General features: G+C 69.8%; 18 protein-coding genes and 1 pseudogene. 7 read left to right on the forward strand and 12 right to left on the reverse strand.

Features of this window, described 5'->3' with window-relative positions; translation table 11 throughout:
• Window positions 1–107: 107 nt before the first annotated feature.
• The 5 genes from ACWIGI_RS14160 to sigE all read right to left on the reverse strand — a co-directional run bounded on the left by ACWIGI_RS14160 (window position 108) and on the right by sigE (window position 4,213).
• Window positions 108–944, reverse strand: coding sequence for a hypothetical protein (locus ACWIGI_RS14160; RefSeq protein WP_354989517.1), 837 nt, complete (start codon window positions 942–944; stop codon window positions 108–110).
• A gap of 59 nt (window positions 945–1,003) precedes the next feature.
• Window positions 1,004–1,420, reverse strand: a complete 417-nt coding sequence (gene tatB / locus ACWIGI_RS14165; RefSeq protein WP_454202791.1) for a Sec-independent protein translocase protein TatB — start codon at window positions 1,418–1,420, stop codon at window positions 1,004–1,006.
• A gap of 68 nt (window positions 1,421–1,488) precedes the next feature.
• Window positions 1,489–3,069: a S1C family serine protease gene (locus tag ACWIGI_RS14170; protein WP_454202792.1), complete on the reverse strand. Its 1,581-nt coding sequence runs from the start codon at window positions 3,067–3,069 to the stop codon at window positions 1,489–1,491.
• 10 nt (window positions 3,070–3,079) lie between these two features.
• Entirely contained in the window at window positions 3,080–3,466 is a 387-nt protein-coding gene (locus ACWIGI_RS14175; protein ID WP_454202793.1) for a hypothetical protein, read from the reverse strand.
• Window positions 3,467–3,541: 75 nt separating this feature from the next.
• Window positions 3,542–4,213: an RNA polymerase sigma factor SigE gene (sigE, locus tag ACWIGI_RS14180; protein WP_454202794.1), complete on the reverse strand. Its 672-nt coding sequence runs from the start codon at window positions 4,211–4,213 to the stop codon at window positions 3,542–3,544.
• 233 nt (window positions 4,214–4,446) lie between these two features.
• On the opposite strand from sigE, the gene ACWIGI_RS14185 reads away from it, so the two are divergent.
• The 6 genes from ACWIGI_RS14185 to ACWIGI_RS14210 all read left to right on the forward strand — a co-directional run bounded on the left by ACWIGI_RS14185 (window position 4,447) and on the right by ACWIGI_RS14210 (window position 9,911).
• The gene (locus tag ACWIGI_RS14185) at window positions 4,447–5,094 is read left to right on the forward strand and encodes an O-methyltransferase (protein WP_454202795.1); all 648 of its coding nucleotides are present in this window, start codon (window positions 4,447–4,449) and stop codon (window positions 5,092–5,094) included.
• A gap of 87 nt (window positions 5,095–5,181) precedes the next feature.
• Complete coding sequence (locus ACWIGI_RS14190; protein ID WP_454202796.1) at window positions 5,182–5,820, forward strand: TetR family transcriptional regulator; 639 nt, start codon at window positions 5,182–5,184, stop codon at window positions 5,818–5,820.
• A 24-nt stretch (window positions 5,821–5,844) separates the two neighbouring features.
• A complete protein-coding gene (locus ACWIGI_RS14195; RefSeq protein WP_454202797.1) occupies window positions 5,845–6,837 on the forward strand; it encodes an ABC transporter ATP-binding protein in 993 nt (330 codons plus the stop codon).
• An 88-nt stretch (window positions 6,838–6,925) separates the two neighbouring features.
• Window positions 6,926–8,596 (forward strand): ABC transporter permease, encoded by a 1,671-nt coding sequence (locus ACWIGI_RS14200; RefSeq protein ID WP_454202798.1) that lies wholly within the window; start codon window positions 6,926–6,928, stop codon window positions 8,594–8,596.
• A gap of 498 nt (window positions 8,597–9,094) precedes the next feature.
• Window positions 9,095–9,286, forward strand: a complete 192-nt coding sequence (locus tag ACWIGI_RS14205) for a hypothetical protein (RefSeq protein ID WP_454202799.1) — start codon at window positions 9,095–9,097, stop codon at window positions 9,284–9,286.
• 76 nt (window positions 9,287–9,362) lie between these two features.
• The gene (locus ACWIGI_RS14210) at window positions 9,363–9,911 is read left to right on the forward strand and encodes a hypothetical protein (protein WP_454202800.1); all 549 of its coding nucleotides are present in this window, start codon (window positions 9,363–9,365) and stop codon (window positions 9,909–9,911) included.
• 31 nt (window positions 9,912–9,942) lie between these two features.
• Here the strand turns inward: ACWIGI_RS14210 and ACWIGI_RS14215 are convergent, their stop codons facing one another.
• On the reverse strand, window positions 9,943–11,139 hold the full coding sequence (locus tag ACWIGI_RS14215; protein ID WP_454202801.1) for a DUF7373 family lipoprotein: 1,197 nt from the start codon (window positions 11,137–11,139) through the stop codon (window positions 9,943–9,945).
• A 113-nt stretch (window positions 11,140–11,252) separates the two neighbouring features.
• Window positions 11,253–12,467 carry a glucose-1-phosphate adenylyltransferase gene (gene glgC, locus ACWIGI_RS14220; RefSeq protein WP_454202802.1) on the reverse strand — a complete coding sequence of 405 codons (1,215 nt, stop codon included), beginning with the start codon at window positions 12,465–12,467 and terminating at the stop codon, window positions 11,253–11,255.
• Between the two features lie 361 nt (window positions 12,468–12,828).
• On the opposite strand from glgC, the gene glgA reads away from it, so the two are divergent.
• Window positions 12,829–13,998 carry a glycogen synthase gene (glgA, locus tag ACWIGI_RS14225; protein ID WP_454202858.1) on the forward strand — a complete coding sequence of 390 codons (1,170 nt, stop codon included), beginning with the start codon at window positions 12,829–12,831 and terminating at the stop codon, window positions 13,996–13,998.
• A 73-nt stretch (window positions 13,999–14,071) separates the two neighbouring features.
• On the opposite strand, the gene ACWIGI_RS14230 is transcribed toward glgA, so the two are convergent.
• The 5 genes and pseudogenes from ACWIGI_RS14230 to ACWIGI_RS14250 form a co-directional block, all read right to left on the reverse strand.
• Window positions 14,072–15,190 carry a putative RNA methyltransferase gene (locus tag ACWIGI_RS14230; protein WP_454202803.1) on the reverse strand — a complete coding sequence of 373 codons (1,119 nt, stop codon included), beginning with the start codon at window positions 15,188–15,190 and terminating at the stop codon, window positions 14,072–14,074.
• Between the two features lie 21 nt (window positions 15,191–15,211).
• Entirely contained in the window at window positions 15,212–15,379 is a 168-nt protein-coding gene (locus ACWIGI_RS14235; protein WP_006554284.1) for a DUF3117 domain-containing protein, read from the reverse strand.
• A 165-nt stretch (window positions 15,380–15,544) separates the two neighbouring features.
• Entirely contained in the window at window positions 15,545–16,120 is a 576-nt protein-coding gene (locus ACWIGI_RS14240) for a DNA-3-methyladenine glycosylase I (RefSeq protein WP_454202804.1), read from the reverse strand.
• A gap of 284 nt (window positions 16,121–16,404) precedes the next feature.
• Window positions 16,405–16,692 (reverse strand): annotated as a pseudogene (locus tag ACWIGI_RS14245) (DivIVA domain-containing protein); the annotation flags it as partial.
• A gap of 125 nt (window positions 16,693–16,817) precedes the next feature.
• Window positions 16,818–17,954 (reverse strand): Mrp/NBP35 family ATP-binding protein, encoded by a 1,137-nt coding sequence (locus tag ACWIGI_RS14250; protein ID WP_454202805.1) that lies wholly within the window; start codon window positions 17,952–17,954, stop codon window positions 16,818–16,820.
• Window positions 17,955–17,968 lie beyond the last annotated feature (14 nt).

Consider the following 17,968-nt stretch of genomic DNA (forward strand, 5'->3'; position numbering starts at 1 on the left):
GGCGGACTCGACAGCGGTGCGCGTGCTTCGCCGAGCCGCCGACGAGCGCGCGGCTCTCACTCGCCGATCGGGGCCTCCGCGGGTCCTGCGGTGCCGGCTCGGACCGCTCAGCGATCGTGGCGGTAGATCGGGGTCAGGAGATCGGCCTCGATCGGCTCGCCCGTCGAGCGGTCGTAGCGCACGCCGACCACGGCCGAGAACGGGTGGGTGGCGGCGCGTTCGTGAAGGGTGGCCAGGCGCGTGGCCAGCAGGCGGATCGCGCCCAGGGAGGCGGGCGGATGCAGGCCGTCTATCACCAGGACGGTGCCCTTGCCGTCGGGGCGGGGCAGGCGGGCCAGATAGGCGATGTCGTACGGTTCGGTGCCGCCGGGGCGGTACACGCGGCGGGCCGCGCGATCCTCGATGCCGCGGCGGATGCGCCCGGCGCGGGCCACGGTGCGGCGCAGGCGCGGGTCGGCGGCCACCAGGTAGCGCAGGCTCGGCGACAACTCCGGCCCGCCGAGCACGATCAGGCCGTCACGATCCAGATCCAGGGGTCTGCCGGGCAGGAAGCGCTGCACCGCGGCGGTGAACCCCAGCTCGCGTAGTAGCTCGACCAGGCGGTGCGGGGCGGCCGCGTCGGGCGCCCCGACCAGGGCGAGCGAGCGGGTGTTGCTGCGCACGTCCGGGGTGAGGATGGTGAGCGGCCCGTGCCCGAAGAACAGACCTTCCGGTACCGGCCCCTGGGTGCTGACCTGATGGATGCGGGCGCGGGAAAGTCCGGCGGCCGCACCGATTCTGGCGAACGTCCAGCCCTCGGCGTGTAGTTCGCGGATCACGGCGCGGCGTATGCGCGTCAACTCGTTTATCTGTTGCTGCGCCGCCGCCACTCCGTCGGTGGCGGCTTTGAGTCGCTCGACCTTGTCTTCGATCGCGAACACCCGTGCCACCTCGTCGGCTGACATGTGCGCAGTCTAGATACCTGAACAGCCAACGGTGTCTAGTCCGGTTGACGCGGGAGATCTCAGGTGGCGTCCGGATCGAGGGGCGGACGTTCGTTGCGTTCGAGCGGTTTCTGCTGCTTCGGCATGCCGTACTCGCCGAAACCGCTGCTCGGAGCGCTGGACGGTTTCTCGAAGGACGGCGGCTCGAACGCTTTGGTCAAGAATGAATCATCGCCGTCGAGAAGATGTTTCGTGACCATCGACCGCGGATTCATACCGCGCAGTTCGTTGAGCTGCTCGAGCGGCTTGCGGATCTCGTCGAACTCCGGACCGAGCTCCTGCTTCAACTGCGCGGTCGCGCCGGTGGCGTAATCGCGCACCTGCCGCAGCGACTTCGTGGTCCAGCGCACGGCCCCGGGCAGTCGCTCCGGGCCGAGAATCACGAGTGCGGCGACGAGCAACACGAGCATCTCGCCCCAGCTGACATTGCTGAACACGGGTTCAGGCTACCTGTGCCCGAATGCGCGCGCCCCGCCGCCGCACGTGCGCTGAACCACTTCGCGCATCAGTCCGATTCCAGGGTGACCGGAACATCGACCTCGCGCCCGTCACGGATCAGGCGCACGTTCACCGTCTGCCCGATCTCGTGCGACTGCACGGCCACGGTCAGCTCCTCCGGACCGGTCACATCGCGGTCGCCGACCTTGACGATGACGTCGCCCTCGACGATGCCCGCCTTGGCCGCGGGACCGCCGGCCTGCACGTCGGCCACGGCCGCACCGCTCATCACGTCATTGGCGACGATCTTGGTCTTGGCGCTCACGCCCAGCCTCGGATGATTCACCTTGCCGGTCTGGATGAGCGCCTGCGAGATCCGCTTCACCTGATCCACCGGGATCGCGAAACCCAGGCCGACCGAACCGCCGCTCTCGGACTTGATGGCGGTATTGATGCCGATCAACCGGCCCTGCATATCCACCAGCGCGCCACCGGAGTTGCCGTGGTTGATGGCCGCGTCGGTCTGCACCGCGTCGAGGGTGGCGTTCGTGTCGGTGCCCTCACCGCCTACCTTCACCGGCCGATGCAGTGCCGACACGATGCCCGAGGTGACCGTCTTCTCCAGGCCCAGCGGCGAACCCAGCGCGAGCACGTCGTCACCGACCTGCACGTCCGCGGAATTGCCGAGCTGAATCACCGACAGGTTCTTCACGTCGACCTTGAGCACCGCCAGATCGGACTTGGTGTCGCGACCCACGATCGAGGTCGGCACGCGGGTGCCGTCGGAGAACACGACCTGCAGCTGCGCCTTGCCGCTCTTGTCGTTGGCGGCCAGGGACACGACGTGGTTGTTGGTGACGATGTAGCCCTCGCCGCTGATCACGACGCCCGATCCCGAGGAACCGCTGTCGCCGACCCAGGCGCGCACGGTCACCACCGACGGCATGACCGCGTCGACGACCTTGGTGATCTGCCCGTGCGGCTCGTCATTGCCGGGCGCGGACTGCAATTCGACCTTGCGCGAGGTCAGCGCCGAGGTGGAGTCGGAGGTGAACGCGCCGACCGCGCCGCCCGCCAGACCGATCACCAGGGCGATGGCGGCCAGCGTCGCCAGCGCGCGGCCCGACGCCTGCCCGCCGAACAGCACATCGCGGGCGCTGAGCCTGCTGCCCGGCGGCAGCGGCTCCGGCCGCGGGGTGGCCACGGCCGGAGAGCCGAGCCGGGCGGCGGACGCGGGATCGCGCCACGGATCCGCCGGCGCGGCGGGCGCGGCGCTGTCCCGGTTCGCCTCCGGATCGCGCTGCAGCAGTTCATCCGAACCCGCCGGGCGGCCGAACGCCTCGGCCAGCACCGCGTCCGGCGGGCGATTGGTCACCTGCGGGCCATCTGTGGCGGCACCGGCCACCGCGGCGGCGGCCGAGCGCGGCGCGAAGGACCCGTTCTGCCCGCTCGGGCGGCGGAAGGCATGTGCGGTGTGATTGTCGACGTGCGGCCGATAGACCGGCCGCGGCCCCAGGACCGGTGCGTCCGACGGCCTCAGGTTCCCCCGATCGGCCGCCGAATCCGAAGCCTGCGCAGATCGCGACAGGTTGTCCGCCGCGGGCCCCTCACCCGGAACCGGGCCCGTGTTCTTCGATTCGGTGGTCACCCGATGAACTCTACTTGCGCCACCAGCTTGTCCACCGTCTGCTGTCGAACGAATCTTGGCGCAGCCCGAAGGAACTCGCGCCGGGAGCGAGCATATTGCGGTCACTGATCGGCGGGTGTTCCGCGCCGGGCAGTTCGGACAAAGGGATCCGGCTCAGAGTGTCGTGCAACCGCAGGGGCGCGGAGATCTGCGTCGACTGCTGCAGTGCGCTGCGCGCCTGCTGCTGTGACTCGACCTCGACGGCGCATTCCCGGCACACGGAAAGATGATGAGCGGCACGCAGATACGCGTTCATCCGCAGTTCGCCGTCCACATAGGCGGCGATGGCCTCCGTAGCCAGATGCTCGGTGGGGGCGAAACGAGGTGGACGACGCGGAGTTCTGTCCGGCCCACTCATAAGCTGCACACCTTTCGGAAAGGACCACCTGCGCTGCACGCGAAAAGCCGGCGCGCGAGGTGCTGGAACCGCGCCTTACCCGACCTTCTCGGTGGCGGCGTTCCGCCGCTCCACCCCATTATGCTCGAGGTGCTCGCGCAGTGCCTGACGTCCTCGGTGGATGCGGCTGCGCACGGTACCCAGTTTGACGCCCAGCGTGGCGCCGATCTCCTCGTAGGACAGGCCTTCGATGTCACAGAGCACGACCGCCGCGCGGAATTCCGGCGCCAGCGAGTCGAGCGCCGCCTGCAGGTCGGGATCGAGGTTGGCGTCGTGGTAGAGCTGCTCGGGACCCGGGCCCTCGGAGGGGACGCGGTCGTAGTCCTCGGGCAGCGCCTCCATGCGGATGCGGTTGCGTCTGCGCACCATGTCCAGGAACAGGTTCGTGGTGATGCGGTGCAGCCAGCCCTCGAAGGTGCCGGGCTGGTAGTTGGACAGCGAGCGGAAGACGCGGATGAACGTCTCCTGGGTCAGGTCCTCGGCGTCCTGCGGGTCACCGGTGAGGCGATAGGCCAGCCGGTACACGCGGTCGGCGTGTTCCCGGACCAGTTCGTCCCAGGTCGGCATCTTGTGGCGATCACCGGTGGCGTCGAAAGCGGCCGTTCCGGACAGCAGTGCGATATCGGGCTCGCCGTCCTGCGGCAGCTCGGTGTTCGGCTCGAAGGATTGCGGGAGCAGTCCGGCGGAGTCACGCGCCTCGTCGACCATGTGGATGGGAGTACCTCCTACTCGGGACCGGGGCTTCGTCCCCTGTACAACCGACCTGGTGGGTCACGTTGTTCCCGGGGCCGGGCCGCCGGTCGCTGGCCTGGCGTAGGCAATACTCTTGCCGGTCCTGATGTGGCAGCCGTATGCGCAGGCTGAGGGACACCTGAGAAAAATCGCCACACCGGCCGGTCACCGCCACGCGATACCGCCCCCGCGCCGTTAGCCTCATACCCGTGAGTCAGACTCCGGCGGCATCGAACCTGCAGCGCAACCTCGCCTACGTGGAGGAATCCGTCGCAGAGGACGAGATTCTCGTTTCCGCGCGCGAACGCGCCCTCGAACTGGGGGCCGCGCCCGTACCCCCGTCGGTGGGGGCACTGCTCAGCATGTACGCACAGCTGCTCGGCGCGCGCGCCGTCGTCGAGGTCGGCACCGGCGCCGGCGTCAGCGGGCTGTGGCTGCTGGACGGCATGCGCGAGGACGGCACGCTCACCACCATCGACTCCGAACCCGAACATCAGCGCGCCGCGCGCGAGGCGTTCAAATCCGCGGACATCACCCCGGCGCGCACGCGGCTGATCAACGGCCGCGCGCTGGACGTGCTGCCGCGCCTGGCAGACGGGGCCTACGACCTGGTGTTCATCGACGCGGCGCCGCTGGAGCATCCGCAGTACGTGGACCAGGCGGTGCGATTACTCCGCGAGGGCGGGGCGATCCTGCTGCACAACGCGCTGCTCGGCGGGCGCGTGCCCGATCCGGCGCAGCGTGATCCGCAGACCCAGGCGGTGCGGGCGGCCACGCGGGCCATCGCGGAGGATCCGCTGCTGACGAGCGTGCTGATCCCGGTGGGGGACGGGCTGCTCTGCGCGTCGCGCGGGTAGCGGTCGACCGGGCGTTTCGAATTCTTTACACCTTCTTGCGGGTCGACCTATTGCCAGGGAATTGAACAGGTGTTTAACGTATTGAACGTGCGTTCAGCCGATGATTTGAGCACCCGGGCCCGGATTCGCGATGCCGCGATCACCGTGTTCGGGGAAGAGGGGTTCGGGGTGGGGGTCCGCGCCATCGCCGCCGCGGCCGGTGTCTCACCCGGACTGGTGAATCATCACTTCGGGTCCAAGGACGGGCTGCGGGAGGAGTGCGACGACCGGGTGCGCGAGGTGATCCGGGCGGCCAAACTCGAATCGATGGAACGGCCTTCGGCGAACGGGCTGCTCCAGCAGATGGCCGAACTGGAGGATTTCGCTCCGTACCTGGCCTACCTGGTGCGCAGTCTGCAGTCCGGCGGTTCGTTGACGACGACCTTCTTCGACCACATGGTCGAGGACATCGAGGGCTACCTGACGGCCGGCATCGCGGCCGGAACACTGCGCGCGCCAAGGGATCTGCGTGCGACAGCGAAGTACTTCGCCATCACCAACGGTGGCGGGATCGTCATGTTCCTGCAGTTGCACGCAGCCCAGAACGAGGGCCGCGTCGATTTTCGGAAAGCCCTGCGCGAGTACGCGGATCAGATGATGCTCCCCGCGCTGGAAATCCTCACCAACGGTCTGCTGACCGACTCGATGATGCTGGACACGCTGACACAGCAGCACGACAACCCATAAATCGTTTTCCGCCTAGGAGATTCGATGAACAGTCCGGCACAACCGGCCATCACCGTCCGGGACCTGCACAAGCACTTCGGACAAGTCCACGCCCTGGACGGCCTCGACCTCGAGGTCGACACCGGCGAGGTGCACGGCTTCCTGGGACCCAACGGGGCCGGGAAATCCACCACCATTCGCGTGCTGCTCGGCATCCTCGCCCGCACCTCCGGCACCGCCGAGGTACTCGGGCGCGACCCCTGGACCGACGCGGTCGCCCTGCATCGCGACATCGCCTATGTGCCCGGGGATGTCACGCTCTGGCCCTCGCTCTCGGGCGGGGAGACCATCGACCTGCTCGCCCGCATGCGCGGGGGGCTGGATCAGGCGCGGCGCGCCGAACTGATCGAGCGGTTCGAACTCGATCCGAAGAAGAAGGCGCGCACCTACTCCAAGGGCAATCGGCAGAAGGTGGCGCTGGTCTCGGCGTTCTCCTCGCACGCGAAACTGCTGCTGCTGGACGAACCCACCTCCGGGCTGGACCCGCTGATGGAACAGACCTTCCGCGAATGCGTGCGGGAAGCGTCCGAGCGCGGCTGCACGGTGCTGCTGTCCAGCCACATCCTGTCCGAGGTCGAGGCGCTGTGCCGGCGGGTCACCATCATCCGGGCCGGCAGGACCGTCGAATCCGGCACCCTCGCGCAGCTGCGCCACCTGAGCCGGACCTCCATCACGGCCGAGATGACCGGGGACCCGGGCGATCTCGGCCGCCTGCCCGGCGTCGCCGACGTCACGGTCGAGGATCACACGGTGCACCTGCAGGTCGACAGCGAGCACCTGGGCGAGCTGATCCGCGTGCTCGGCGACGCGGGGGTGCGGAGCCTGGTCAGCCAGCCGCCGACGCTGGAAGAGCTGTTCCTGAGGCACTATTCGATCAATGGCGACGAGGCGGACGCCGAAACCGGCAACGGGCACGCCGCCCGCGACGGCAACGGATCGGCCGAGACCGCCGCTGCCCCGAAGCAGGTGGCGAAATGACCGCCGCGGTTCGTCGTTGCCGGGCCGCGGTGCGCGGTGCCGCCGATGCCCGCGCGGCCATCGCTCGGAGTGGAAAGCGGGTGGCGAAATGACCGCCGCGGTAACCCATCCCGGCCACCACCGGGCCGAAACCGCTTCCCGCGCCGGTAACTTCACCGGGACCGGGCAGCTGCTGCGGCTGTACCTGCGCCGGGACCGGGTCGTGCTGCCGCTGTGGGTGCTGCTGCTGTCGCTGCCGCTGGGCAGCGTGTACATCGACAGCATCTCCTCGGTGTATCCGAGTGAGCAGGACCGCGCCGGATTCGCGGACTCCATTCTCGCCAGTCCCGCCCAATTGGCCATGTACGGGCCGATTTACAACACGAGCCTGGGTGCGGTCGGGGTGTGGAAGGCGGGGATGTTCTACAGCCTCATCGCCATCGCCACGATCCTCACCGTCATCCGGCACACCCGCGCGGAGGAGGAGACCGGGCGCGGGGAACTGGTCGCCGCGACCAGGGTCGGGCGGTTCGCCGGGCTCACCGCGACGCTCGTGATCGCCTACGGCGGAGCGTTGGCGACCGGGCTCATCGGGTTCGCGAGCCTGGCGAGCAGCGACCTGCGCGGCACCGACGGCGACCTGGCCGGATCGCTGGCCTTCGGGCTGGCGCTGGCGGGTTCGGGCGCGGTCTTCGCGGCGGTGGCCGCGGTCTGCGCACAGCTGACCACCGGTGCGCGACTGGCGCGCGGGATCGCCCTCGGCATTCTCGGCGCGACCTTCACCCTGCGCGGTATCGGGGACGCGCAGGCCGGGGACGGGCCCGCCGGGCCGCTCACCTGGCTCGCCCCGCAGGGCTGGTCGCTGCAGGTGCGGCCGTTCGCCGGCGACCACTTCGCGGTGCTCGGGCTGCACGCGGCCGCCGTACTGATCCTGACCGGGATCGCGTATCAGCTACTGCGGCACCGGGATCTGGGTGCGGGACTGATCGCCGAACGGCCCGGCGCGGCCGCGGCGGGCCCCGGCCTGAGCGGTCCGTTCGGACTGGCCTGGCGGCTGCAGCGCGGCACGCTCGTGGCCTGGACCGCCGGACTCGGCCTGTACGGGCTGATCATCGGCAGCGTGGTGCACGGCATCGGCGACGAACTGGGCAGCAGCCAGACGATTCGCGACCTGATCACCCGCATGGGCGGTTCGGACTCGCTGGAGAATTCGATGATCACCTACGCCTTCACCATGATCGGCGTGGCGGCCGCGGCGTACTCGATCTCGGCGGCGCTGCGCCTGCACAGCGAGGAGAGCAGCCAGCACACCGAGACCCTGCTGACCGGAGCGGTGTCCCGAACCCGCTGGGCCGCATCGCATCTGCTGTTCGCGCTCGGCGGCCCCGCGGTCGCGCTGCTGGTGGCCGGGTTGCTCGGCGGCCTGGTCTACGGTCGCGCGGCCGGTGACATCGGCGCGAAACTCCCCGGCGTCCTGGCCGCGGCCCTGATCCAGCTGCCCGCCGTCTGGATCTTCGCCGCGATCACCGTGGCCCTGTTCGGCCTGGCCCCGCGCTGGACCCCCGTCGCCTGGGGTGTACTGACCGCCGCCGTAGCGGTCTTCCTCCTCGGCGCGATTTCCGGTGCCCCCCAATGGCTCCGGGACCTGGAACCCTTCGAGCACCTCCCGAAGGTCCCCGGCGCGTCCTTCACCCCCGCCCCGGTCCTGATCCTGCTGGCGGTCGTGGCGGTGCTGATCACGGTGGGCCTGCTCGCCTTCCGCCGCCGCGACCTGCGCTGACCCGCCCCGGTCACGGTTCCCTCGGATGCGCACCCGGCCCCGGCCGGGTGCGCATCGCCGTATCGGGGTGATCCGGCGCTTCGCCCACGGTGCCTCTCATGTATCCGGATCCGCCTAAGACGTTGTGGCCGAGTTTATCCCGGCAGCGTGCCCATTCCACATGTGTGACGGATGGAGGGCCTACAGGCCTACTCGTCCTGGTACGCGCGAGCGACGCTGACCGCTGGCATGACCGGTGGGTGCGGTATCCGGATGCCGATCTGTCGAGGCGGATACCCGAGAGTGGCCCGGATCTCAACACACACCGCGCTTCTCAGAACGGCCGCGCCCACCACCTGTCGTGCGAGGAGGCGGTCGAAGTCGTGACGGCACAGTGTCGTTCGCGGGCGGCGCACGGGGAGTGGCGGCGGATCGGGCAGTGGGCGGGCAGGGGGCGGGGGTGGATTAGTTCGGCGAAATGGTGGTAGATGAAAGGGGAACCGATTAAGGAGGTGGGGGATGTACGAGGGACTGATACTCGGCGCGCATCTGCCGTCCGGATGGCTGTGGCCCGCGCTGATCTTGTTCGGGCTGATCCTGTTTGCGGCACTGGTGGTGTTGCTGCTGGTCAGCGGGGCGCGCTTCGACGACATGTCACACGTGGTGCCGGCGACGCCGGGGCCCTGTGAGCCCTTCTGCTACACGCGCTGACGCCCGCCGGGGGCGGTGGATCGCGGAAAGGGTTACCGCGCCTCGGCCGGGGCTACTCCATGAACAGGTTCGACGAATGAGGTTTCTCATGGGGCAACGGGTTCCGGCCGTGGTGGGGTTGTACCTCCGCGTGTCCGGGCAGTGGCGGCGGATCGCCGAGTTCCGGCTGGCCGCCGACGGGCGCGCCACCTTCCGGGCGGTGGATCCGATCGAGGGGCTGGTGGCGCGGGTCTGGTACCACCAGGGCGTGGACGTTCCGGGCGAGGATCGCCGGGTGCTGCCGGAGGACGGGGCCGAGTTCCTGCGAGCGCTGCTGCAGCCGTTCGGTTTCCGGGACTACCGCTTCCGCGACGACAGTCCGGCGTCGGCCACGCACGCGGGAGCCTCCACCGGCCGGGGTGAGCACGGGCTCGGTCGTACCGGGCGAGCGGCCACCGGGACCGGCGGCGCGGCGGTCTGCCACCGGCACGCCGCGGTTCGCGGCAAAGGCGGCGACAAGTCGAGGGCGGCAGCGGATTCCGACTGCGCGCAGTGCGCGGAGACCGAGCCCGTCGTGCCGCGTGCCCCGGAGCCCGGGCGTCCCGCCGCCTGGCGGGCGCTCGACGCGGATACCCTGCGCTTCTGACCAGGCGAGGGAATCCGCCGAATCCGCGGCGCTACAGGCTGTTCGCCAGCAGCGCGTACTGCGCCGCCGCCATGCGGTGCACCTCGTCCGCCGTCTGCGCGTTCACCACGCCCACGTACCTCTTGTAGATCACGTAGCACCGGAACGCCGCCGTGCCGGACTTGCGATGCACGCACTTGGTGTCCGGCACGTTCTCCGGGCCCGGCCCGGTCGACCCCGACTCGCCCAGACTGCTGATCAGCCCGGCCACCAGATCCGCGCCCGACTTGGAATCGCGGGTGCGGAACAGATAGTTGTCGTCGACACCCGCCATGGCGTCCATGCCGGTGTCGGCGACCAGCCGGGACCGCAGGGCCTGATCCCCGGCCGGATGAACGAGCATGGCGGGACCGAAGACCGCGAACGTGTCCGGATCCGGGCTGCGGCCGTCGCGATCGGTGGTCAGCACCCGCGCCAGTAGCCGCTCCGGATCGACCGGCAGCGTGTCGATCTGATCGGCGGGCGTGGCGGCGAACGCGTCCACCGCGGGCACCTCCGCGTCCAGGGTCTTCTTCAGCCAGGACAGCAGATCGGCCTGATCGGCGCTCGGGCGGGAGATGAACACCGAGATGACGAATTCCTTGCGCGGCATGGTCATACCGATGTTGGCGACGCCGGGCCGCCAGTGCGACATGGCGTCGGGATAGTCCGGCAGGGTGAGTTTGCGGTTCTGGTCGAGGGCGACGTTGAAGTCCGCGTCCGAGAGCTCGCGCGCGGCCAGTTTCGCGCTGTCTCCGCTCGGGAACCGCAGCAGCCGGATCGTGACCGTGGTGCTCTTGGGATCGGGGGCGTTGGAACCGGCGGGATCGGGCAGATCCGAACTGCTGGTGGCGAATCCGGCGATGAAACCGCGATTCTGCAGCACCGGCCGCGCCGACGACGACAGGTGACTCACCGTCACCACGTCATCGACCGAGGTGAGCACGATGCCGCCGCGCCCGACCCGCAGACTGGAATCGACCTTGATCGCGGGCACCACGGCATCGGCCATTCGCATGCCCTCCAGCACCGGGCCCTTACCGCTCGAATCCCGGCCGTACGTATAGCGATCCACCGGATACGAGCCCGTGTCGAGCGTGCGGACATCGAGCTCGGCGGGTGTGGGTGTGCCCTCGACCGCGCACGCCGCCGTCGCTGCGAGCAGCGCGGTGCAGGCGAAGGCGGTGACGATCCGAAGTGCGCGGCTCATGGTCCGGTCCCTCCCGCGCGGCCTCGCGGCGGCGCTCCACCCCATGATTTTCGTCAACCGGGGCGGCCGCGTCCACCGTTATCCGCCGGATCACCCGGGCGGACGGGGTGTCATCACACCCAGATGCCCTTGCCGACGGTCACCACACCGCCCTTGCTGACCGCGAAACGCTCGCGGTCGCGGTCCCGGTCGACGCCGATGATCTCGCCCTCCGAGACCACCACGTTCTTGTCCAGAATGGCGTGCCGCACCACCGCGCCGCGCCCGATCCGGACTCCCGGCATGATCACGCTGCCCTCCACCGTCGCGCCGTCCTCGACTCGGACATTGGAGAACAGCACCGAATTGCGCACGGTCGCCGCCGACAGGATGCTGCCCGCGCCGACGATCGACTCCTGCGCCAGGCCGCCGCGCCCGAACTTGGCGGGCGGCAGGTTCTCGGCCGCGCCGCGAATGGGCCAGTGCCGGTTGTAGAGATCGAAGACCGGGTCCACCGACACCAGATCCATGTGCGCCTCGTAGAAGGCGTCCAGGGTTCCCACGTCACGCCAGTAGCCGCGACTGCGATCGGTCGATCCGGGCACGATGTTGCTGCCGAAGTCGTACACCGCGGCCTGGCCCGCGCGCACCAGGCCCGGAATGATGTCGCCGCCCATGTCGTGGTCCGAGTCGTTGTCGTCGGCGTCCGCGCGGATCGCGTCGACCAGGACCTTGGTGGTGAAGACGTAGTTGCCCATGGAGGCGAAGGTGACGTTCGGATCGTCCGGGGTGCCCGGCGGATGCGCGGGCTTCTCCAGGAAGTTCACGATGCGGCCGGACTCGTCGGAATCTATGCAGCCGAACGCGCTCGCGGTGCTGCGCGGCACCCGGATGCCCGCCACGGTCACGCCCGCGCCGGCCTCGATGTGCGCGGTCACCATCTGCTCGGGGTCCATGCGGTACACGTGATCGGCGCCGAAGACGACGATGTACTCCGGGTCCTCGTCGTAGATGAGATTGAGCGACTGCATGATCGCGTCGGCGCTGCCGGTGTACCAGCGCGGGCCCAGCCGCTGTTGCGCGGGCACCGGGGTGATGTACTCCCCGCCGAAGCCGGAGAGCCGCCAGGTCTGGGAGATGTGCCGATCCAGGGAATGCGACTTGTACTGCGTGAGTACGCAGATCCGCAGATACCCGGCGTTCACCATGTTCGAGAGCACGAAGTCGATGAGGCGGTACGCGCCGCCGAACGGCACGGCGGGCTTGGCACGGTCCTTGGTGAGCGGAAAGAGTCGCTTGCCCTCGCCACCGGCGAGCACGATCCCGAGTACGTGCGGCTGGCTCCTCACACTCGCCAAGTTACCTGTCTTCGGTGGCCGGGCCTGCGGCGGCGCGAGTTCGAAACCGGGGCACGCCGGTTGTTCGACCGCTGGTCGCCTGCCGGACGCTTGCGCGGCTGCTGCCGACGTGGCGTTCTCGGCGCCACGCGTCCGGCTGGACCACGGCGTCGCGGAAGGGGCAGGGGCGGCGGGTGATCGGATCGCCGTCGCCGTGGGGGTGGACCATGGCGGTCCGATCGTGTCCCCCGGGGTGCGAACTTGCGAGGACGGGTGGTTGGTCGCGGGTTGGACGAGAGACTAGGTTGGACCGGTGAGTTCTGGCGCGGATGGCGGCCGCGAACACGGCGTTCCCGGGCGCGGTGTTCATGACCTGCGTGTCGCCATGATGACCCGCGAGTACCCGCCCGAGGTGTACGGCGGGGCGGGGGTGCACGTCACCGAACTGGTGCCGCGGCTGCGGGAACTGTGCGACGTCTCGGTGCACTGCATGGGCGTGCCGCGGCTCGATGCCGTGGTGCACCAGCCCGATCCGACGCTCTACGCCGCCAACTCGGCGCTGCAGATGATGTCCGCGCAACTACGGATGGCCGACGCCGCCGAAGGCTCCGACGTCGTGCACTCGCACACCTGGTACACCGGGCTGGCCGGGCACCTCGCGGCCGAGCTGTACGCGATTCCGCATGTGCTGACCGCGCATTCGCTGGAACCGCGCCGGCCCTGGAAGGCCGAACAGCTCGGCGGCGGCTACCGGCTCTCGTCCTGGTCCGAGCACAACGCCATGACCTACGCCGACGCCGTGATCGCGGTGAGCGCGGGCATGCGCACCGATGTGCTGGCCGCGTACCCGGACATCGATCCGGCGAAAGTCCATGTGGTGCACAACGGTATCGACGCGAGCGTGTGGCATCCGGGCGGACCCGCGCCCGAGGTGCGCGACATTCTCGGCGAACTCGGCGTGCGGCGGGACCGCCCGGTCGCGGCGTTCGTCGGGCGCATCACGCGGCAGAAGGGCGTCCCGCACCTGCTGGCCGCGGCTCGATACCTGGACCCCGACATCCAGCTGGTGCTGCTGGCCGGGGCCGCCGATACGCCCGCCATGGAGGCGGAGGTGCGCGCCGCGGTGCGCGAACTCGGCGCGACCCGCGACGGGGTGTACTGGGTCCGCGAGATGCTGCCCACCGAGCTGGTCCGCCAGGTCCTGGCCGCCGCAACGGTTTTCATCTGCCCCTCGGTCTACGAGCCCCTGGGCATCGTGAACCTCGAGGCCATGGCCTGCGGCACCGCCGTCGTGGCCTCCGACGTCGGCGGGATTCCCGAGGTGGTGGTCGAGGGCGAGACCGGCCGCCTCGTCCACTACGACGAGACCCGCCCCGACCTGTACGAGCGGGCCCTGGCCCACGCGGTCAACGTGGTGGCCGCCGACCAGTCCGCCGCCGCCGCGATGGGCGCGGCCGGCCGCGCCCGCGCGATCGCCGAGTTCGACTGGAATCAGATAGCCGCCCGTACCGCGAAGGTCTACGACCTGGTTCGCAAGAACTGAGCCGCACGGGCGCCGGAGCCGGTCGCACGGTGGCGGCGGCCGGCGGAGTGGAGCGCGCCGGGTCGGCGATTCGTCAGGCGCGGGGGCTGTAGATCGAGATGGTGACCGACGCGGTGACGAGTGCGGGGTCCGGCAGTTGCGCGATGCGGGTGGGGCGACGGTCGGCGGCGTGGAAGGCCGAGGGGCCCATCGCGACCACCGCGGCGATGTCGGGGTGGGACAGGGACATCGTGTACTCCACGGCGGTGCGGTCGAGGAGTTCGAAACGGGCGTCCAGGGATTCGGCCAGGCGGTCCTGTTTGGTCGCGTCCACGTGGACCATGTCGAGGGGCTCGATCAGCTCGGTCAGGTGGCGGGGGGTGGGCGTCACGACGAGGAAGCGGCCGCCGGGGGCCAGGACCCGGGCCACCTCGTCGGCGTTGCGGGGGGCGAAGACCGAGAGGGCCGCGGCGAGGGAGTGGTCGCGGACGGGGAGGCCGCGCCAGGCGTCGGCCAGGATCGCGGCGGCACGGGGGTGGGCGCGTGCGGCGCGCCGGGCGGCGGGCTTGGCCACGTCGAGCGCGATGCCGCGCAGGTCGGGCAGGGCATCGAGGACGGCGGACGTGTAGTAGCCGGTGCCCGCGCCGATCTCCAGTACCGCGGGCCCGCCGGTGGTCGGTGAGCCCGGTCCGGAGACGATGCCGGGAACCGCGGAATCGCGCGGGGCGGCCGAGGGGATCGCGTCGGCTCGCGGGGTCTTGTGCGCACGTGCGGCTTCGCTCAGCAGGGTCGAGGCGAGGCGGGTCGCGGACGAGCCGGTGAGCGTCGCGCCCGGGCGGAGCGGGCGATCGGCAGCGTTGGGCTCGGGGGCCGGGAGCGGGCCACCCGCGAGAGCGCCGGCCAGGGCCGCGGCGATGGGTGCGAAATGACCGGCGGCCTGAAAAGTGGCTCTCGCATCGAGCATGTCGGGCGTGTCGCCGGACATTTTCGTGGAGGCGCCGGTGAGCAGGCTGACGTAGCCCTGGCGGGCGATGTCGAAGGTGTGGCCGGTGGCGCAGCGCAGGGCGCGCGCGTGCGGCGCGAGGTCCCGGCCGCATTCCGGACAGGACAGTAGATCGGCGCAGGCGATCAGGGGATCGACCGAGCCGAGGGGTGGTGGGCCGGCAGACACCGATATGCCGGTGAGCCGGTCCGCCCGGGGGCTGTGGCTCACCGGCACAGGTAGGTCTGGCTACTAGCTGGTGACACTCTTGAGTTCGTCACCCAGTGCCGCAGCTTCCTCCGGCGTGAGCTCGACGACCAAACGCCCGCCACCCTCGAGTGGAACCCGCATCACGATTCCACGCCCTTCCTTGGTTGCCTCGAGGGGACCGTCCCCGGTGCGGGGCTTCATGGCCGCCATCCTCTGCTCCCTCCAGATCTGCGCGGATTACTGCGCACTTTCATGGAACTCCAGTTGTTACCAACCAGGCAGCCCGCCGGTATGTGGCGGGCCGCACCAAGCCCATTCTTCCCTATCGCGGATCGGGGCGGGTACCTGAGTTCCAAAAACCGACCGATGCGGCGTTCAGGGAGTCACCGGATTCACCCAGCAATCGGCGATGTGATCGTCTACCATCCCGGTCGCCTGCATGAGTGCGTACGCAGTAGTGGGACCCACGAACTTGAACCCGCGGCGCTTCAGTTCTTTTGCGAGAGCAGCGGATTCGGGAGTGATGGCGGGCACATCGGCGAGGGTCGCGGGCCGCGGGCGCGGGTCCGGAGCGAAGCCCCAGAGCAGCTTTTCGAGGCCATCGGGGAGCTCCAGAGCGACCCGGGCATTGTGGATACTCGCATCGATTTTGGCCCGATTGCGAACTATGCCGGGGTCCGTCATGAGGCGTTCCACATCCGCCGGGCCGAACGCGGCGACCCGTTCCATGACGAACCCGTCGAAGGCCGCGCGGAAGGCCGGGCGCTTGCGCAGAATCGTGATCCACGCGAGGCCCGATTGAAACGCCTCGAGGCAGACGCGTTCGAACAACGCGTCGTCGCCGTGCAGCGGGCGGCCCCATTCGGTGTCGTGATAGTTCCGGTAGAGCTCGGAGGACTCGGACCAGCCGCACCGAATCCGGCCGTCCGTGGCCGGGGACGCGGCGGTCATCGGCGGCCCGGGGTGCCATCGGTGCCCGGCTCGTCGCCGGGTTCGGCGGCCGCGGGCTCGGCCGGCAACACTTCGGGCAACGGGTTGCCCGACTCGGCGGCGCGTACCGGGGGATCGGCGGGAAGCGGCGGCGCGGCGGCGGTTTCCGGTGTGGCGCCGGAACCGTCCGAGGCGGCCGAATCGGAAGATATTCGGCGCGGGCCGGGCGTGTCGGTGGTCTTGCCGAGCGCGACGGATCCGGTGTTCGCGGCCTCGGCCCCGACCATCACCTCGGAGCGCTCGTCCTGGGCGCCGCGCGCCTGGGCGAGCTGCCACTCCAGATCGTCGATGCGGGCGGCCAGCCGGGTCAGCGCCCAGTCCACCTCGCCCGCCTTGTAGCCGCGCAGCACCTGCTGGAAGCGCAACGCGCGCACGTCGCTGCCGCCGATGTTCTCCGCCGGGAGCACCGTCACCGTCGTCCCCTCCGGCAGCGGGCCCAGTTCCTCGGAGCGTCCGAAGACCGCACTGGCGACCAGGAACAGCAGCGCGGCGACCAGACCGACGATCAGCACGTACAGCAGCAGCGTGAGCATGTGTCCGAGCTTAGGGGGACGGGCCGACGCGGAAATAGTTAGGCCCGGCGGAAATCGGTCGTCGAACTCTCAGTGCGAGGACCGATTTCGCGCCGGGCCCGAAGGATCTCGGCCGTGCGCCGTGCCTACAGGTGGCGCGTGGTGTCGATGTTGAGGGACATGCCCGCCAGGCCGCGACGGCGCACGGCCAGCTTGTCGGCGATCTCGAGCAGGGCCTTGCCCGAGGCGCTCTCGGGGGCGCTCAGCACGATCGGGGTGCCCTCGTCGCCCGCCTCGCGCAGCTCCTGCTCGATCGGGATCTGGCCCAGCAGCGGCACGTTCGCGCCCACCGCGCGGGTGAGGTTCTCGGCCACGGTCTGCCCGCCGCCCGAACCGTAGAGCTCCATACGCGAGCCGTCGGGCAGGTCCAGCCACGACATGTTCTCGATGACGCCCGCGATGCGCTGGCGGGTCTGCAGCGCGATGGATCCGGCGCGCTCGGCGACCTCCGCGGCGGCGAGCTGCGGGGTGGTCACGACCAGGATCTCGGCGTTGGGGATCAGCTGGGCCAGCGAGATGGCCACGTCGCCGGTGCCGGGCGGCAGATCCAGCAGCAGGATGTCCAGATCGCCCCAGAACACGTCGGCCAGGAACTGCTGCAGCGCGCGGTGCAGCATCGGGCCGCGCCACACCACGGGGGTGTTGCCCTGGGTGAACATGGAGATCGAGATGAGCTTCACGTCGTGCGCGATGGGCGGCATGATCATGCGCTCGACCTGCGTCGGGCGCTGGTCGGTGCCGAGCATGCGCGGCACCGAGTGGCCGTAGATGTCGGCGTCGAGGACGCCGACGGACAGGCCCTTGGCGGCCATGGCGGCCGCGAGATTGACCGTGACGCTGGACTTTCCGACGCCGCCCTTACCGGAGGCGACCGCGTACACGCGGGTCAGCGATCCGGGCTGCGCGAACGGGATGACCGGTTCGGCGTTGTCGCCGCGCAGCTTCTTGCGCAGTTCGGTGCGCTGCTCGTCGTTCATGACGTCGAGGGTCACGTCGATCGTGCCGACCCCGGGCACGTCGTTGACGGCCTTGGTGACGCGTTCGGTGATGGCGCCCTTCATCGGGCAGGCCGATGTCGTCAGGTAGACCACGACCTGGACACTGCCGTCGTCGCCGACCACGACGCTCTTCACCATGCCCAGCTCGGTGATCGGTTTCCGGATCTCCGGGTCGTTCACCTTCGCGAGCGCGCCCCGCACATCCGATTCCGTTACCACTGGCATGCGTTCAACAATAG

It is taken from the genome of Nocardia sp. NPDC055321 (assembly GCF_053645575.1).

Bases quoted from the DNA above. Each gene is read 5' to 3' on its own strand.
- ACWIGI_RS14160 (WP_354989517.1), bottom strand. From the start codon at position 944: ATGTCAGCCGACGAGGTGGCACGGGTGTTCGCGATCGAAGACAAGGTC.
- ACWIGI_RS14175 (WP_454202793.1), bottom strand. From the start codon at position 3,466: ATGAGTGGGCCGGACAGAACTCCGCGTCGTCCACCTCGTTTCGCCCCC.
- ACWIGI_RS14240 (WP_454202804.1), bottom strand. From the start codon at position 16,120: ATGACCGCCGCGTCCCCGGCCACGGACGGCCGGATTCGGTGCGGCTGG.
- ACWIGI_RS14215 (WP_454202801.1), bottom strand. From the start codon at position 11,139: ATGAGCCGCGCACTTCGGATCGTCACCGCCTTCGCCTGCACCGCGCTG.
- ACWIGI_RS14235 (WP_006554284.1), bottom strand. From the start codon at position 15,379: ATGGCGGCCATGAAGCCCCGCACCGGGGACGGTCCCCTCGAGGCAACC.
- ACWIGI_RS14205 (WP_454202799.1), top strand. From the start codon at position 9,095: ATGTACGAGGGACTGATACTCGGCGCGCATCTGCCGTCCGGATGGCTG.
- sigE (WP_454202794.1), bottom strand. From the start codon at position 4,213: ATGGTCGACGAGGCGCGTGACTCCGCCGGACTGCTCCCGCAATCCTTC.
- ACWIGI_RS14210 (WP_454202800.1), top strand. From the start codon at position 9,363: ATGAGGTTTCTCATGGGGCAACGGGTTCCGGCCGTGGTGGGGTTGTAC.
- ACWIGI_RS14200 (WP_454202798.1), top strand. From the start codon at position 6,926: ATGACCGCCGCGGTAACCCATCCCGGCCACCACCGGGCCGAAACCGCT.
- ACWIGI_RS14195 (WP_454202797.1), top strand. From the start codon at position 5,845: ATGAACAGTCCGGCACAACCGGCCATCACCGTCCGGGACCTGCACAAG.
- ACWIGI_RS14250 (WP_454202805.1), bottom strand. From the start codon at position 17,954: ATGCCAGTGGTAACGGAATCGGATGTGCGGGGCGCGCTCGCGAAGGTG.